The sequence below is a fragment of the Salinicoccus halitifaciens genome (assembly GCF_021026095.1).
Lineage (GTDB): Bacteria > Bacillota > Bacilli > Staphylococcales > Salinicoccaceae > Lacicoccus > Lacicoccus halitifaciens.
The window spans coordinates 625,668-641,769 of record NZ_JAJNCU010000001.1 but is presented as its reverse complement, the minus strand read 5'-3'; the positions used below and the strand labels follow the sequence as shown (position 1 = coordinate 641,769).

Here is a 16,102-nt window from a genome sequence, read left to right as displayed (position 1 = left end):
CATGGCGAATCAGGATAACATACTTATCACTTCCTCGTTTAATGATATAATGGTCGATGAGTGCCCTGATTGAATGCGTTCAAATGAACGGGGCAGTACTAAAGAATAGATAAAGATGAAATTCATGCGAAACTCTGCTAATATACTAAAAGTGAAAAATATGGACAGGAGTGCCAAAATGGAATTTACAGAATTGACAATTGAAGAGTTCAATCACTTCACATATCATAATTTCAGTCATTTCACCCAGACGGAGGAAAATTACCGGCTGAAAAAAGAAGGCGGGACGGAGACCTATCTGGTCGGGGTCAAACATGAAGACGCAGTCCGTGCGGCTTGTTTGATCACACTGACGCCCGTGATGAAAGTGATGAAGTACGCCTATACAAACCGGGGGCCGGTGATGGATTACAGTGACAAGGAAGTGTTCGACACTTTCTTTTCCGGCCTGAAGCAGTTTTTGAAGCCGAAAAATGTGCTGCATCTTAGAGTGGACCCATATGAGGTCATCAACGAACGCAATCATGACGGGGAAATCACTAAAGATATGGGCAACCGGTATATCTTTGATTATTTCAAGGCACACGGTTTCGAACATGAAGGGTTTTCCACAGGCTTCGACCCTGTCATCCAGATCCGCTGGCATTCGGTGCTGGACCTCTCCGGCAAGACGGCGGAAGACGTGCTGGATGGGATGGACAGCCTGAGGAAGAGGAATATCAAAAAGGCTGAAAAACACGGTCTCGGCATCAAGTTCCTCGATCTCGACGATATCGATGTCTTCCGTAAATTCATGAAAGACACTTCCGAGAAGAAGGAATTCGTCGACAGGGATGATGAATACTACATCAGCCGCAAAAAATACTTCAAGGATAAAGTGATGATCCCGCTTGTCTATGTCGATCTTGAAAGCTATAACGAAACGACGCAGAAGGACATCGATAAGCTTAAGAAGAATATCGAGAAGGCAGAAAATGCAGTCGAAAAGGATCCTTCCAATGAAAAACAGAAAAAGAAAATCGTGAATTTGAGCGAGCAGCTCTCCAACATCGAGGATAAACTTGAAGAAGGGCAGGAACTTCTCAAGAAGCACGGCAGGGAACTGCCTGTGGCGAGTGCATACTATTTTGTGACACCGCATGAAGTCGTGTACCTTGCAGGCGGCAGCGATAACGACTTCAGGCATTTTGCCGGAAGCTACCTCATCCAGTGGAAGATGATCAACTATGCGCTTGAAAATGATATAGACATTTACAACTTCTACGGCATCAGTGGTGACTTCATGCCGGAGGCGGAAGATTACGGTGTCATCCAGTTCAAGAAAGGCTTCAATGCGAAAGTGAATGAATATATCGGCGATTTCATACAGCCGATCAACCGGCCGGCGTATTTGCTGTACCAGTCATTAAATAAAGTGCGTGAAAAATTGGGAAGGTAGGATGAAGATGATCTTTACAGAATTAACTGACTCGGAATATCAGACTTATATCGAAAAAGGGGAGGAATCCGCTTTTTTTCAAATGATCGAGAACAAGGACAACCGTGAGCTTGAAGACGGTCAGACCGTCAGGCTGCTCGGCGTCAAGGACGATGCGGGTGAAGTCATTGCAGCCTGCCTGTTCACTTTGAAATCAACAGGGCTCGGGCAGTACTTCTATTACTCCAACCGGGGTCCGGTGCTGGATTACCACAACCATGAGCTGGTGCGGTTTTATTTCCAGGAACTGACCCGGTATCTCAGGAAAAACAACTGTTCATACGTGAAAGTCGATCCGAACTGGATCTACAAGAAGTATGATAAGGACGTCAATGAAAAGACGGATTACCCGGCCCAGGACGAACTGATCAAAATCCTTGAAGAGGAAGGGTATGTGCATCAGGGATTCACCCGGGGTTATTCAAAGACATCACAGGCACGCTGGATGAGTGTACTTGATGTGGGTGGATATGATGATGTGAAGGCACTGGTGAAGACATTCGATTCACAGCGCAAAAGGAACATTAAAAAGGCGCAGAAATACGGCGTGAAAGTCAGGTTCCTTGAAGTGGACGAGCTGGATAAGTTCATGAAACTATATCTTGCGACCTCGGAGAGGCAGGGCTTCTTCACCCATCCCGACCCGCTCAAATATTTCACGCACTTCAAGATGACTTACAAGGACAAACTGCTGATTCCGCTCGCTTATATCGAGCTTGACGAGTATATTGAAAACCTGTCGAAGGAGCACGCTGACCTTAAGAAGCGCCATGAGCAGCAGAATGCCAAAGAGAATAAGAATGATAAGACGATCAACAAGATCAGGGAAATGGAGAAGCAGATCAGCAAGATCGAAGAGGACCTGGAAGAGGCGCGTGAAATCCAGAAGGTCGAAGGCAACACCCTGGACCTTGCTGCAGGCATCTATTTCGAGACACCGTATGAACTGGTCTACAACTCCGGTGCAAGCACAAGCAAATATCCGCAGTTCGTCGGCCCTTATATGATGCACCTTGAAATGATGAAGTACTGCATCGACAACGGCATCGACCGCTATAATTTCTACGGCGTCAGCGGGGACTTCAGCGAAGAGGGCGAAGATTACGGCGTCTACAGGTTCAAACGCGGATTCAATGCTGAGATAGAAGAGCTTGTCGGGGACTTCGTGAAAGTCATCAAACCGCTGCCTTACAACGTTTATAAAGTGAAAGCGAAACTGAGCCAGATCATTTCAAAGTAATTACAGAAAGGCTGAAACTGAATGCATACAGCGACTATAAACGAACAAACTTTCAAGCAGTTCATCAGCGGATATGACAGTTATATGCATTATCTGCATGATGACCTCTACTATGACTATATATCCGGCATGTATGAGACGCACCTCCTCGGCCTGTATGAAGACGAGGCGCTGATCGGGGTCTCGATGCTCAGTGCGACATCCGTCCTGAAGAAGTACCGTCTCTTCACTTCCCATACGGGGCCTTTGATCAAAGACTTCAATAATGAACGCCTTGAGTTCTTCCTTCGTGAAATCGATGAATATGTACAGAAAAAGGGCGCGCTCCAGCTGATTCATTCCCCGTACCATATTTATCAGATGCACGACAAGGACGGCAATGAGATCGAAGATGAAAGGAACAACCCGGATATCATAAAGATTTATGAAAATCTCGGCTACAACCATCACGGGTTCACAAAACAGCTGGTGACAGAAGAACTGCTCAGATACCAGGGTGTACTGGACATCACACCGAGTGAAAAAGAACTGATGAAGAATATGGATTCGACCACCAGATACAACACCAAACAGGCGGAGATCATGCCGGTCAGGCTGAGGTATCTGGATGAGGACGAGTATGATTCTTTTATAGAAATCTATAAAGAGACTGAGGAAAGGATCGGTTTCGACCCGGTCCCGTCCCAAAAAATCAAAAACCTGCTGAAGACGTTGAAGGAGAAAATGTTCCTCGTCATGACATATGTCAATGTCGATGAATACCTCGATCAGCTGGCAGATGAACGTGACGCATTGCTTCGGGAGAAAGAAGAGATACTCGAGAAGGAAAAACAGGGCAGGGCGACGAAGGGCCAGAAAAAGAAGCTCGAGCAGATTGAACAGCAGCTTGACAGCAAGTACTCGAGAATCGAAAAAGTCGAAGGCTACAAAGCGGAATTCGGCACGGACCTGGACCTCTCCGCAGCAATGTATTACTATAACAACCATGAAATGGTCTATTTATTCAGCGGCAGCTATCCTGAACTGTCATTCTTCAAAGGCACAAACTATGCAACATGGGAAATGATCAAGAAGGCAAAAGAACTCGGCTTGAAACGATTCAATTTCTTCGGCCTGACCGGGGACTTCACGGAAGATGCCAAGGACTACGGTGTCTACCGGTTCAAGAAAGGCTATAATATCGAGATCGAAGAACTGCCGGGAACATTCGATAAAGTATTCAACAAATTAATTTTCAATATAGCACGCAAACTCAAAAAAATATGATTGACGATAGGGCGGAAATTAGTGTAATTCCGCCCTTTATTCATTGTTTATATTATTGAATATTCTGATAATTTAAAGTGAAAAAATAATAGGGGTTTCAAAGAAGGAAAATCATGTTGGAATACCATGAAATGAGCAGTTTATTAAATAATGAATTAAAAAATCATCCTTAATAATATAAACTGTAATGGACATGGCGATAAAGCTGAATATCCGGGCAATGTAAGGAATACAGCCGGAAAAGCATTTCACAGCAGTAAACCAGACAAAGTACAGTTTACAGAAGGATGATTTCATAGAAATAATATAGTAATGGATGAAACTATGGAATTAAAGGTAAATGAACGCCACAACAAATACTATAAGCAGGAATACGAATGAACCAATGACTGTAATCATAAAACGTTTGCTCAATTTATATCTTTCTTTCGGATTGTCGGAATCCGATTCAGCTTCCTTGGCATTTTGAAAGATGACGAACGCCGAGATGGCAATAATAAATACTAAAAGGATCAGGCCCACAAATAATCGCTCCAAATATCAGATTAATACGGTTATAATACCATAAAATAACCGCCCTTTCGAAATATACCCTAAAGTTTACATAACATATATTATAGGAAGTTATATATTATCGGGAAATCCGGGAGCCGGTATGCCCTTGCATGCGGCCTTTGTCCATTATTGCACATTTTCAAAAGCTCGGGGTTCAGGTTGATTATCCAGCCTGTCGGGTGCTGCCTCGCTTTATGAATTTCCACCCTGCAGCCGCGTGCATCCCCGGCTGTGGACATCACTCCTGCGTCTTTCAGCCCGGCAGCACTTCCGAGGTAATGCATGCGGCCTCCACTGAGTACTGAAAAGAATGGTTGTATCAATCCGCCCTCTTATAGCCATACCGGAGGGGTGACACATCATCCTCTTATGAATCGATAAGTGTTGTAAGCCGGCCTATTTACCGATCCGCAATTTAATTTTTGTCACTTCACCCTATAGAAGTAATATTATACTTTTATCTTTATTTCCCCTGCCATATCGGTTTGACATATTTTCTGATTCAGTATATATTATTAACCAGACATTAAAAATTATGACTCCGTAGCTCAGCGGGAGAGCGCTTGCTTGACATGCAAGAGGTCGGTGGTTCGAAACCACTCGGAGTCATCATAATGAAAGTGCCGGGGAAGAAATTCCCCGGCACTTTTTATATTGTATCGGATTCAACGAGCTTCCAGTCATATGGGAGCAGATCCCCGATTGTAAGGACCCTGTCCCTCCCCACCATCACTTCAGTATCCATGTTCCCAAGGTGGATCTGGCTGACAAACTCGCGGCAGCGCCCGCATGGCGGTAAAACAGCAGCATTCTTCCCCACTGCGACCATCTTTAGGATTCTGCTTTCCCCGGCGGCGATCATCGCAGCTGCAGCGGCGTGTTCCGCACAAAAACCCATCCCGCAGTCGGTGGCGATGGACACGCCGGTATAGACTTCCCCGTTCTCTGCGAGGAGTGCTGCGCCGACGCTGCCGGCTTTCGCATAATCTGTAAGTTCACGGCGATTCCTGATTCCGTTTGCCCGTGTATAAAGTTCTTCGAATGACATAGCTTCAGTTCCTTTCCAGCGGTGTTTCAGTACTTTTCCATAGTCCCCTCTTACTTTCAATTATACTCCTAAAAGGCATTTCAAATGAACCATGGTGCTCCGTGATGAATTAAAATTGTCCCTTTCACTTCAATTTATTTTGAATATTCCTACTATTGATAGTAAGATTATTGTAATCATAGTTGAATTCAAAAACAATATAAGGGGGATCAGCATTCATATGTATACCATATTGGTTTTGGTTTACTTAATCATCGTAGTAGGAATCGGGGTATATTTTGCAAAGCATACGAAAAACATCGAGGACTTCGCCCTGGCAGGCAGAGGTCTGAACACGCCGGTGCTGCTGGGTACACTGTTCGCCACCTATATCGGCGGTGCGACCGTCGTCGGCTGGACAGGGAGCTTCTATACGATGGGGATCGACTGGTGGTTCAGCGGGCTCGGGGCCATTCTCGGCATTGCCGCGGCGACTTTCCTGCTTGCCGAACGGTTCCGCAACCTGGAACAGTTCACCGTGCCCGACATGCTTGCGCTCAGATACAACAACAGCACGAGATACGTGAGTGCCGTCATGATCATCATCGGGGATGTTGCGATAGTGACAGTGCAGATTCTTGCGTTGACGGGGATACTGGTTACATTTACGGATCTTGACCGGATGCCTGCGATGATCATCAGCATCGTCTCCTTCACACTGATTTCCCTGTTCGGTGGAATGAAGGGTGTGGCCATCACCGATGCCATACAGGCGATCCTGATTTTTGGCGGTCTGTTGTTCGGTGTCATTGTGGTGTTCAACATCGGTGACGGCCCGGGTGCAGTGTTCTCCGCCCTGCCGGAAAATTATTTCACACCATTTACAGAGGTCACTTACCTCGGAGCTCTGGGTCTTGCGATCGCCTCGTTCGGTACAACCGCCGTGTCACAGTCCATGATCTTCACCAGGGTGTTTTCAGCTAAAAACTCCAAAGTGGCCAAGCGCGGATTGATTTGGCTCATACCCACTGCATTGATCGGCTACGGACTTGTTGCGCTGCTCGGTTACAGCGGCCAGGCGATCCTCGGCCCGGATGTCCCGGAAGCGGATGTTTTCGCGGTGGTGGTCACTAATCTGATGACGCCATTCGTCGGCGGCCTTCTGCTTGCGGTCGTGATGGCTGCGATCGTCACATCCACGAACTCCATCCTGCTCAGTTCCAGTGTGAACCTGACGAGGGACTTTTACCAGCAGCTGGTGAAACGCGATGTGGGTAATGTTGAATTGATGCGTGTCGGACAGCTTTCGGTCATCACTTTTTCGATCCTCGCATTCATACTTGCTGTCGTCATGCCGGATATCGTCACTGCGATCGTCTTTGCTTATACGATGTACAGTGCAAGCCTGCTGGTTCCGCTCTATGCAGGTTATCTCTGGAAAGGTGCGACTGCAGCTGCAGGTACGTCCGGTGTCATCGCAGGCGGCGGTACGGCTCTGATATGGTACCTGCTGCAGGAGCCATTCGGACTGCCTTCAATGATTCCGGCCATCGTCGTCTCACTCATCGTGGTTTTCGGCGTCAGCATGTTCACCAAAAAGCCGGATGCAGAACAGCTGAAGGTGTTCAATAAATAAGAGTGCAAGGTATATAGATATTAAAAATGAGAGTCTTGCCCATATGGGCAAGACTCTCATTTATTGATAACTGATATTTGATACGGATTCCTTCTACAGATCATTGATGTCCTCAATCAAAGCTTCGACATCTCCCAATCTGGTCGACCAGCTCGTGCAGAAGCGGACCGCCTTTTTCGTCTCATCGATATCCTCCCAGACATGGAATGCATATTTTTTGCTGAGCCTCTCTATCTGCCCGGTGGTCAGTACAGGGAATATCTGATTGGTCGGAGATGGAAAATGCATTTCTATCCCGTTGCCTGTGAAAACTTCAGTCAGAGTACGGGCCATTTCCAGTGCATGACCCGCAATCTTCATGTATAAATCATCTTTGAACAACACTTCGAACTGGATGCCGAGGAGCCGCCCCTTCGCAAGCATCCCGCCCTTCTGTTTGATGATGTACCGGAAATCTTCCTTGATGTTTTTATTGGAGATGACGATGGCTTCCCCAAAAAGGATGCCGGCCTTGGTGCCGCCGATGTAGAAGACATCGCATATACTTGCATAGTCAGCCAGGGTGAGATCGTTCTCCTCTGATGCGAGGGCATATGCAAGCCTCGCCCCGTCCACCATCAAATAAAGCCCCTTCTCATCACATACGTGTCTGATCGCCTCAAATTCCTCCCTTGAGTACAGCGTCCCTGACTCCGTCGGCTGTGATATATATACCAGTTTCGGCTGGGACTTATGTTCACGCTCAATACTGTTCCAATGATCTTCCACATAGCCGGAAATCTGCCCGGCATCGATCTTGCCGTTTACTGCCTTGATTTCCAGCACTTTATGACCTGTGGATTCAATCGCTCCGGCTTCATCCGCGGCGATATGCCCGGTATCCGGTGCGATGACGCCCTGGTGCGGCCGCAGTACAGAAGAAATGATGGTGAGGTTTGCCTGCGTGCCGCCCATGACGAAATGGACATCCACCTCCTCACCACAGAGACGGCATATAAGGGCTTTTGCGGCTGCAGTATGGTGATCCTTGCCATACCCCGGCAGCTGTTCCTCGTTTGTTTCCATAAGGCGCTGAAGGACCTTTGGGTGTGCACCTTCAGTGTAATCATTATCGAATCTGATCATCCGTATCCCCCTTCCGGATTTAAAATACTGCGTGCAGTTGTCTTCATCCATATTGTACTCCTTTTCCGGGATAAGATTGAAGTGATAATGCCACCAATGAAAAACCCGGCCATTTAATGGCCGGGTTTCCAACGCTTATTTTTTTATCGTATCTTCGGATTAGTTGTTGTTGTTTGAAGCATTGCCGCCTTTTTCGCCGATATCTTCATAGAATTCCTTGCCGTGTTCGCGGGAAGTCTTGTTTCCGCCTTTTTCACCGATATCCTCGAAATGCTCCTTGCCATGCTCTCTTGCCGTCTTGTTTCCACCTTTTTGTCCTGCTTCTTCGCGTGACATCTTGTTCTGTTCTGCCATTAGTAAAATCCTCCTTAAAAAATTTTATTAATGTAGACAAAACATAAAGGTTTATGTCTTTGTCTAGAACACTTCTTACCACTTCCCATCACTTCTAAACTTAGAAGTGTAATAAGTAACTTATTTTTCCCTTCAGTTGCTGTTTATTTTTGTTTTATTCATCTTCCATTGCTCTGTATTCATGTTTTTCCTTTTCAGCCCGCCGTTTCCGGACAAGCATGAAAGTCAAAATCGTCACGACGATCGATAAGACTGTCAGGAACACGGCATAGCCGACCTGCGGCTGCCAGCTCAGTTCGTCATAAAAGTTCGGGAGGATGAACCCTGTGAGAGTCATCATGATCAATGTTGTAAGCGGGATAAACCACCATAGCCTCATTCTTATGAACGGGACCAAAAAAGATAAAATAATGACTATAAGAATACTGAACACATAAAACCAGACATTTTCAATCATTTCATCACCTCATTTACTGTTTATATATCCTTAATCAAATGGCTGAAACAAATTATTTAAGTTTGTGTGTTTTATCAGAATATTCATGTATAATGGCTTTATACTTCGGTTTCCGAAATTATAAAAGGAGTGGATTTCAATGGGAGAATTGAAGCAAAGACATGAAGTGGATCAGCATTATACATGGGATTTGACGCCCCTGTTCGAGTCGGATGCAGTCTGTGAAGATGCCATAGAGCAGATCAATGGTGAAATATCCGGTTTCGTCGAAAATTATGAAGGCCGCCTCGGTGATGTGGATACAGCGGTCAAGGCCATTGACGATTACAGGCAGCTTGTGGAAAGGCTCGTGCCGATCGGTACATATGCAGGCCTGCGTATGTCCTCCGATCAGGGGGATGCCGGGGCGCAGAAATTGAACGGCAAAGTCAACAATGCCTCGGCCAGGTTCAGCACGGCGACGAGCTTTCTGAAAAGTGACCTGCTTGCACAGGATGAATCCTTCCTGGAATCGGTCAAGGAACAAAATGCCGAATTCGAGGGCTTCATAGACACGTTGCTGCGGGATAAGCCCTACCAGCTGGATGCGGAAGTCGAAAAGGCACTTGCAGCATATTCGAATGTGTTCAACGGCCCTTACAGCCTGTATCAGAAAACGAAGCTGCTGGACATCGACTTCGGTACATTCGAAGCGAACGGTGAGGAGATCCCGCTGTCATACCTCGCCTATGAAGGGGAGCTTGAAAGCCACGAGGATCCTGAAGTGCGCCGCAACGCCTATAGGAAGTTCTATTCGAAACTTAAAGAATACGAGCACACCACTGCCGGCACGTATGAAATACATCTGAAGCAGGAAAAGACGACCGCCGATTTGAGGGGCTTCGATTCGGTGATTGATTATCTCCTCCACAGCCAGGAAGTGGACAGTGAGCTCTATCACCGCCAGATCGACCTGATCATGAAGGATCTTGCGCCCCATATGCGGAAATATGCAAAGCTTCTGCAGAAAGTGAACGGTCTGGATGAAATGCGCTACGAGGATTTGAAGATTTCATTGGACCCGGCAAGCGAACCCGAAATCAGCGTCGAAGATTCACGCAAGTATATACTGGATGCCCTCAGCATAATGGGTGAGGATTACACGGAGATGCTGAACCGTGCTTATGATGAGAGATGGATCGACTTCGTGAAGAATAAAGGGAAATCGACCGGTGCCTTCTGCTCAAGCCCTTACGGCTATCATCCCTTCATTCTTATATCATGGACGTCTCTGATGACGGAAGTATTCGTGCTGGCCCATGAGCTGGGTCATGCGGGACATTTCTACAATGCCAACCGTGAGCAGAATGTGTTCGATGCGAGAAGCAGCATGTACTTCATAGAAGCGCCGAGCACGATGAATGAAATGCTGATGGCGAATCACCTGCTTGAAAACTCGGATGACCCGAAATTCAAGCGCTGGGTCATCAGTTCGATCATTTCGAGGACTTACTACCATAACTTCGTCACCCATCTGCTGGAAGCGGCTTACCAGCGTGAAGTCTATAAGAAGGTCGACAATCATGAAAGCATCAGTGCAGCCGACCTGAATGCCTTGAAGCGTCAGGTCATCGAGGAGTTCTGGGGTGATGATGTCGTCATCTCGGAGAATGCCGAACTGACATGGATGAGGCAGCCCCACTATTATATGGGACTGTATCCTTACACCTACTCCGCCGGCCTGACGATTGCGACCCAAATGGGCAAACGTGTATTAAATGAAGGCCAGCCGGCCGTGGATGACTGGCTGAAGGTCCTGAAAGCCGGCGGGACGAAACCGCCTGTGGAACTCGCACAGATGGCCGGCATCGATGTGAGGACCGATCAGCCGCTGAAGGATACGATTGCTTACATCGGTGAGCTGGTGGATGAACTCGAGAAGCTGACCGGGGAAATAGAAGAATAGAAGATGAAATGCATGGCGTGTGCCATGCATTTTTTATATGTAAAATTACCTGGTTCAATTGATTGCTTTAAATATTTTTTCTGTGGTATGCTCCTTCTTGCGCTTCGCAGGTTTTACAACAAAAGGAGAAAAAATATGAATAATGAGAATTCCTGGGACTTACCCCAAAAAGATAAGGCACTGATGATTGCAGCTCTGCTGACAGGTGCGTTCATGGGCATCATCAACGAGACTTTACTTGCCACGGCCCTCCCTTCCATACAGGCGGCCTTCAATATCACACAGGCTGAAGTCCAGTGGATGACGACCGCGTTTCTGATGACGAACGGCATCATGATCCCCATATCGGCATTTCTGATCGACCGCTTTTCCACCCGGGGACTATTCCTCACAGCAATCGGCCTTTTCGGTCTCGGGACGGCAATCGCTGCGACGGCCCAGATTTATCCGGTGCTCCTGTTTGCGCGTATTGTACAGGCGTCCGGTTCCGGCATCATGCTGCCATTACTGATGACTGTGCTGCTTGCAATCATCCCGGTACATAAACGCGGCACCGCAATGGGTCTGATCGGTATCGTGATTGCTTTCGGTCCGGCGATCGGCCCGACACTCTCAGGCGTCCTGCTGGAGTTCTTTTCATGGCGGTCATTATTCATCACGGTGCTCCCGATCGTTGGAATCACGATGGTGGTTGCCCACCTGTTCCTCCGTAACGTGACGGATCTCAGGAAACCGAAGATAGACGTCCTCTCGATCATCCTGTCCTCGACAGGATTCGGTTCATTCCTGTACGGTTTCAGCATCGCTTCAAACCAGGGATGGACAAGTCCGGTGGTCATCACCACCCTCCTCCTAGGCGTGCTCATCATCGGCATGTTCGTGTGGAGACAGCTTATATTGAAGACACCGATTCTTGAATTCAGGGTCTTCAAGTTTAAAATATTCACGCTCGCCATCCTGATTTCCATGACGGTGATGGTATCGCTCATCGGGGCGGAGACGCTGCTGCCGCTGTTCATGCAGAACGTCCTGGACTTTTCACCGCTTGAATCGGGCATGATGCTCCTGCCGGGCGCAATCGTCATCGGCCTCATGTCCCCTGTCACGGGACGGCTGTATGACCGTTACGGTGCCAAGTATCTGGCGCTCACAGGACTCGGCATCGTGACGGTGACGACATTCATGTTCACCAACCTGTCCCTGGAGACGACATTCACTTATCTGACGGTGATTTATGCAGTCCGCATGTTCGGTTTGTCCATGGCACTGATGCCGGTGGTGACGTCCGCACTCAACCAGCTGCCGCCGAAATGGTATTCCCACGCTTCCGCGATGACGAATACCCTCCAGCAGATATCTGCAGCCATCGGGACGGCAATACTGATCACACTTGTTGCCATGGGAGCCGGAAGCTTCACCCCGGATGGCGCCGTATCTGAATCGGTTGCAGTAGATATGGCGCAGGTCGTCGGTTTTGAATGGGCGTTCATGGGCAGTACACTGCTTGCATTCACCGCCTTTATACTGGCACTGTTCATGAAGAAGCCGAAAGAGGAAAAAGAAATCATCCGCAGGCTGCATGGAAGCGGCTCGGAATAATGAGTCACTTAAAAATATATAAAAATCCCGCACATCCGTCTCTTTTGGAGAAGGTGTGCGGGATTTTCATTTTATGGTTATAGTCTTCCATATTTGAATCTACTTCAAATATGTATTGCCGTCTTTCTGCTCCACGCGGCCCGCCTTCATCAGGCGGCCGAGTGCACGCTTGAATGCGCCCTTCGACATGTTGAATGCCTCTTTGATGTCTTCAGGATCCGATTTATCGGAGAGCGGCATCATGCCGTCATTTTTGCTGATGTAATCGAGGATCTTTTCAGCGTCATCGTCCATCCTCTTATACGCCTGCTGTAAGAATGAACCGTTGATCTCGCCTTTTTCATTGATGCCGATTGCCCTGAACTTCACCAGCTCACCGAGCCTCGGTTCTTTCTCCCTTTCGGATTCATGGACGAAAACTTTATGCCCTTCCTCCGTCAGCAGGAATGTTCCGATCCTCAAAAGCCTGTACGGTCTTGCTTCGAACCATTTGTTCTTGATGGCTTCAAAGCCGTCCTGCGCCACCGGGGTGAACCGTTCTGCCATTTCTTCTTCTGAAATCAGTTTGCCGTACAGCTGGTTGTCGGATTCCGCCCGCAGCTGTGTGTAGACCTTATCGCCGGGTTTCGGCCATACTTCCTTCACTTTTGGCAGATCCACCCACGGGATGAGGATGTCCCTCGGGGAGCCGATGTTGATGTATGCCCCGTCCCTGTTCACTTCCGTCACTTCCGCAAAGCCGAATTTCCCCACTGCGACGTCAGGCACCATCGGCACAGCAAAAAGCTCGCCACTTCTGTTCGGATAGATGAACGCGCTGATTTCATCGCCGATGCCGAATTCCTGATCGGTTGCCGATGCATTCATCCGGATGAAGGTATTCTTCTCATATACCAAATGATATGTCGAACCTTCTTTTTTGATCACTTCTAAAAATTGTACTGTTCCTGATATGTTTTCCATAGCTCTGTCCCCTATAATTCAAGTCATCTGATTGCGTTAATTACTTCCGTCATGTCGTCATTGATCACGAGTGTCGCTTCATCATCGAATGGTGTGCTGTCCTTGTTGATGATCACGAAATCATCACCTCTGAAATAAGTGGTAAGGTAGGCTGCCGGATTGACCACGAGCGATGTCCCGAGGACGATCAGCGTATCCGCCTTCTGCAGTTTAGCCATTGCACTCATCACCGTCAGTTCATCCAGTGCCTCCCCGTACAATACGATGTCCGGCCGCACCACCCCGCCGCATCGGCAGTAGGATATATCCTGTTCGATGATCTCCGCCTTATGGTATGTTTCCCTGCATTCTATGCAGTAAAACCGGCTCAGTGAGCCATGCAGCGCGTCGACTTTCTTACTGCCGGCATCCTCATGCAGGCCGTCGATGTTCTGGGTGATGACACCTTCCGATCTGCCTCGGGCTTCAAGATCCGCTATGAATTCATGCACGGCATTCGGGGATTTATCGGCAAGCAGCAGGCGCTTCTTATAGAAACGGATGAAGCTGTCCGGGTCATCCTCCAGATGGTTGATGCTGAGCAGATATTCCGGAGAGCGGCCTTCTTTTGAAATTTCATCGAACAGGCCGCCCATGCTTCTGAAGTCCGGGATGCCGCTCGCCACAGAAACTCCCGCACCCGTGAAAAAAACGACATTATCAGATTTTTCAATGATATCGGCCAGTTGCTGATATTCCTGTTTCATCATATTGTCTCCTCTTACTAAGTTATTTCAATGGTACCATATTTGTGGTATTATCGCTTAAGGAATATATTTAAGGAGAATGTGTATGTTACAAGTAAGTGACGTAAGTTTACGTTTTGGTGACCGTAAGCTTTTTGAAGATGTGAATATCAAATTCACACCGGGGAACTGTTATGGACTGATCGGGGCGAATGGTGCAGGAAAATCGACATTTCTTAAAATCCTGTCCGGGGAAATGGATGCCCAGAGCGGCCATGTGTCGATGGGTAAAGATGAACGCCTTGCCATCCTCAAGCAGGATCACTACGGTTATGAAGATGAGAAGGTCATTGATGTCGTCCTGATGGGACATGAGCAGCTGTACAGCATAATGAAGGAAAAAAATGAGATCTATATGAAGCCGGACTTTTCCGATGAGGACGGGATCCGCGCCGCCGAGCTTGAAGGCGAATTCGGCGAAATGGGCGGATGGACTGCGGAAAGTGATGCAGAAAGCCTGCTCCACGGCCTCGGTATAGATTCCTCTCTTGTGGATAAGAAGATGTCCGAGCTTGAGAACAATCAGAAGGTGAAAGTGCTGCTTGCACAAAGCCTGTTCGGCAACCCTGATGTACTGCTGCTTGATGAGCCGACGAACGGTTTGGACATCGAAGCGATACAATGGCTCGAAGACTTCCTGATCAATTTTGAGAACACGGTAATCGTCGTTTCCCACGACCGTCACTTTCTGAATAACGTATGTACACATATTGCGGACCTCGATTATGGAAAGATTGAACTGTATGTAGGAAACTACGATTTCTGGTACCAGTCAAGCCAGCTTGCACTGCAGATGGCACAGGATCAGAATAAGAAAAAAGAAGAAAAGATCAAGGAACTCCAGGATTTCGTCGCACGCTTCAGCGCAAACGCGTCCAAGTCCAAGCAGGCGACAAGCCGTAAGAAGACGCTTGAGAAAATCGAGCTTGAGGATATCAAGCCGTCTTCCAGGAAATATCCGTTCGTCAATTTCACACCGGAACGGGAGATCGGCAATGAGCTGTTGTATGTGAGCGGCCTCACGCATTCCATCGGCGGGGAAAAAGTGCTTGATAACGTGAGCTTCACGTTGGATCCGTATGACAAAGTCATACTGATCGGCCATACGGAAATCGCCCGCACCACCCTGCTCCGCATCCTTGCAGGAGAAGTCGAGCCCGACGAAGGCGAAGTCAGATGGGGCGTGACGACCTCGCAGAGCTACATGCCAAAAGACAACTCTGAATACTTCGAAGGTGTCGATACGAGCCTCGTCGAATGGCTGCGCCAGTATGCACCGGAAGATGAGCAGACGGAAACGTTCATCCGCGGCTTCCTCGGCAGGATGCTGTTCAGCGGTGAAGAAGCGAAGAAAAAGGCAAGCGTCCTGTCCGGCGGGGAAAAGATGCGTGCGATGCTGAGCAAGATGATGCTGTCGAAAGCGAACGTCATTTTGCTGGATGAACCGACGAACCACCTTGACCTGGAGAGCATCACATCCGTGAACGAAGGGCTGAAGAAGTTCAAAGGCTCCATCATCTTCACCTCCCACGACTTCGAATTCATCAATACGATCGCCAATAAAGTGCTTGAGATCAAGCCTGAAGGTGCAATCGTCAAAGAATCGACCTACGAGGAGTATTTGAAGGATAAAGGCGTTTTGAAAGTTTAAGGTTTACTTTATCACAATCAAC

Annotated in this window: 15 protein-coding genes and 1 tRNA gene; 8 read left to right on the top strand and 8 right to left on the bottom strand. The window is 47.9% G+C overall.

The features are described from left to right. Window positions 1-178 precede the first annotated feature (178 nt). Genes LPW40_RS03260 through LPW40_RS03250 form a run of 3 tightly spaced genes read left to right on the top strand, consistent with a single transcriptional unit; the run spans window position 179 to window position 3,983 of the window. Window positions 179-1,438, top strand: a complete 1,260-nt coding sequence (locus LPW40_RS03260; protein WP_230820790.1) for an aminoacyltransferase — start codon at window positions 179-181, stop codon at window positions 1,436-1,438. A 7-nt stretch (window positions 1,439-1,445) separates the two neighbouring features. Further along, complete coding sequence (locus LPW40_RS03255) at window positions 1,446-2,717, top strand: aminoacyltransferase (RefSeq protein WP_230820789.1); 1,272 nt, start codon at window positions 1,446-1,448, stop codon at window positions 2,715-2,717. Between the two features lie 21 nt (window positions 2,718-2,738). Continuing rightward, complete coding sequence (locus tag LPW40_RS03250; RefSeq protein WP_230820788.1) at window positions 2,739-3,983, top strand: peptidoglycan bridge formation glycyltransferase FemA/FemB family protein; 1,245 nt, start codon at window positions 2,739-2,741, stop codon at window positions 3,981-3,983. A 330-nt stretch (window positions 3,984-4,313) separates the two neighbouring features. Here the strand turns inward: LPW40_RS03250 and LPW40_RS03245 are convergent, their stop codons facing one another. Beyond that, the gene (locus LPW40_RS03245; protein ID WP_230820787.1) at window positions 4,314-4,505 is read right to left on the bottom strand and encodes a hypothetical protein; all 192 of its coding nucleotides are present in this window, start codon (window positions 4,503-4,505) and stop codon (window positions 4,314-4,316) included. Between the two features lie 92 nt (window positions 4,506-4,597). After that, a complete protein-coding gene (locus LPW40_RS03240; RefSeq protein WP_230820786.1) occupies window positions 4,598-4,861 on the bottom strand; it encodes a hypothetical protein in 264 nt (87 codons plus the stop codon). Between the two features lie 214 nt (window positions 4,862-5,075). Here LPW40_RS03240 and LPW40_RS03235 point away from each other — a divergent pair. Further along, a tRNA-Val gene (locus LPW40_RS03235) sits at window positions 5,076-5,147 on the top strand. Window positions 5,148-5,187: 40 nt separating this feature from the next. Here the strand turns inward: LPW40_RS03235 and LPW40_RS03230 are convergent. Further along, entirely contained in the window at window positions 5,188-5,646 is a 459-nt protein-coding gene (locus LPW40_RS03230; protein WP_230820785.1) for a cytidine deaminase family protein, read from the bottom strand. Between the two features lie 160 nt (window positions 5,647-5,806). On the opposite strand from LPW40_RS03230, the gene LPW40_RS03225 reads away from it, so the two are divergent. Next, window positions 5,807-7,201, top strand: coding sequence for a sodium:solute symporter family protein (locus LPW40_RS03225; RefSeq protein ID WP_230820784.1), 1,395 nt, complete (start codon window positions 5,807-5,809; stop codon window positions 7,199-7,201). A 93-nt stretch (window positions 7,202-7,294) separates the two neighbouring features. Here LPW40_RS03225 and LPW40_RS03220 read toward each other — a convergent pair whose 3' ends face one another. The 3 genes from LPW40_RS03220 to LPW40_RS03210 form a co-directional block, all read right to left on the bottom strand. After that, entirely contained in the window at window positions 7,295-8,326 is a 1,032-nt protein-coding gene (locus tag LPW40_RS03220; protein ID WP_230820783.1) for a threonine aldolase family protein, read from the bottom strand. Window positions 8,327-8,485: 159 nt separating this feature from the next. Continuing rightward, complete coding sequence (locus LPW40_RS03215) at window positions 8,486-8,680, bottom strand: stress-induced protein, KGG, repeat-containing protein (RefSeq protein ID WP_230820782.1); 195 nt, start codon at window positions 8,678-8,680, stop codon at window positions 8,486-8,488. A 154-nt stretch (window positions 8,681-8,834) separates the two neighbouring features. Then, complete coding sequence (locus tag LPW40_RS03210) at window positions 8,835-9,020, bottom strand: hypothetical protein (RefSeq protein ID WP_230820781.1); 186 nt, start codon at window positions 9,018-9,020, stop codon at window positions 8,835-8,837. Between the two features lie 256 nt (window positions 9,021-9,276). On the opposite strand from LPW40_RS03210, the gene pepF reads away from it, so the two are divergent. Both pepF and LPW40_RS03200 read left to right on the top strand, forming a co-directional pair. Then, the gene (pepF, locus tag LPW40_RS03205; protein ID WP_230820780.1) at window positions 9,277-11,082 is read left to right on the top strand and encodes an oligoendopeptidase F; all 1,806 of its coding nucleotides are present in this window, start codon (window positions 9,277-9,279) and stop codon (window positions 11,080-11,082) included. Between the two features lie 135 nt (window positions 11,083-11,217). Beyond that, entirely contained in the window at window positions 11,218-12,681 is a 1,464-nt protein-coding gene (locus tag LPW40_RS03200) for an MDR family MFS transporter (protein WP_230820779.1), read from the top strand. A 99-nt stretch (window positions 12,682-12,780) separates the two neighbouring features. Here the strand turns inward: LPW40_RS03200 and LPW40_RS03195 are convergent, their stop codons facing one another. Next, the gene (locus tag LPW40_RS03195) at window positions 12,781-13,644 is read right to left on the bottom strand and encodes a CvfB family protein (RefSeq protein ID WP_230820778.1); all 864 of its coding nucleotides are present in this window, start codon (window positions 13,642-13,644) and stop codon (window positions 12,781-12,783) included. Window positions 13,645-13,667: 23 nt separating this feature from the next. Beyond that, a complete protein-coding gene (locus LPW40_RS03190; protein WP_230820777.1) occupies window positions 13,668-14,393 on the bottom strand; it encodes an NAD-dependent protein deacylase in 726 nt (241 codons plus the stop codon). Window positions 14,394-14,475: 82 nt separating this feature from the next. Here LPW40_RS03190 and LPW40_RS03185 point away from each other — a divergent pair, with 82 nt between their 5' ends. Continuing rightward, window positions 14,476-16,080, top strand: coding sequence for an ABC-F family ATP-binding cassette domain-containing protein (locus LPW40_RS03185; protein ID WP_230820776.1), 1,605 nt, complete (start codon window positions 14,476-14,478; stop codon window positions 16,078-16,080). Window positions 16,081-16,102: the final 22 nt, after the last annotated feature.

Coding starts and splice junctions, on each gene's coding strand:
- LPW40_RS03260 (WP_230820790.1), top strand. CDS start 179: ATGGAATTTACAGAATTGACAATTGAAGAGTTCAATCACTTCACATAT.
- LPW40_RS03255 (WP_230820789.1), top strand. CDS start 1,446: ATGATCTTTACAGAATTAACTGACTCGGAATATCAGACTTATATCGAA.
- LPW40_RS03250 (WP_230820788.1), top strand. CDS start 2,739: ATGCATACAGCGACTATAAACGAACAAACTTTCAAGCAGTTCATCAGC.
- LPW40_RS03225 (WP_230820784.1), top strand. CDS start 5,807: ATGTATACCATATTGGTTTTGGTTTACTTAATCATCGTAGTAGGAATC.
- LPW40_RS03220 (WP_230820783.1), bottom strand. CDS start 8,326: ATGATCAGATTCGATAATGATTACACTGAAGGTGCACACCCAAAGGTC.
- LPW40_RS03215 (WP_230820782.1), bottom strand. CDS start 8,680: ATGGCAGAACAGAACAAGATGTCACGCGAAGAAGCAGGACAAAAAGGT.
- LPW40_RS03210 (WP_230820781.1), bottom strand. CDS start 9,020: ATGATGACTCTCACAGGGTTCATCCTCCCGAACTTTTATGACGAACTG.
- pepF (WP_230820780.1), top strand. CDS start 9,277: ATGGGAGAATTGAAGCAAAGACATGAAGTGGATCAGCATTATACATGG.
- LPW40_RS03200 (WP_230820779.1), top strand. CDS start 11,218: ATGAATAATGAGAATTCCTGGGACTTACCCCAAAAAGATAAGGCACTG.
- LPW40_RS03195 (WP_230820778.1), bottom strand. CDS start 13,644: ATGGAAAACATATCAGGAACAGTACAATTTTTAGAAGTGATCAAAAAA.
- LPW40_RS03190 (WP_230820777.1), bottom strand. CDS start 14,393: ATGATGAAACAGGAATATCAGCAACTGGCCGATATCATTGAAAAATCT.
- LPW40_RS03185 (WP_230820776.1), top strand. CDS start 14,476: ATGTTACAAGTAAGTGACGTAAGTTTACGTTTTGGTGACCGTAAGCTT.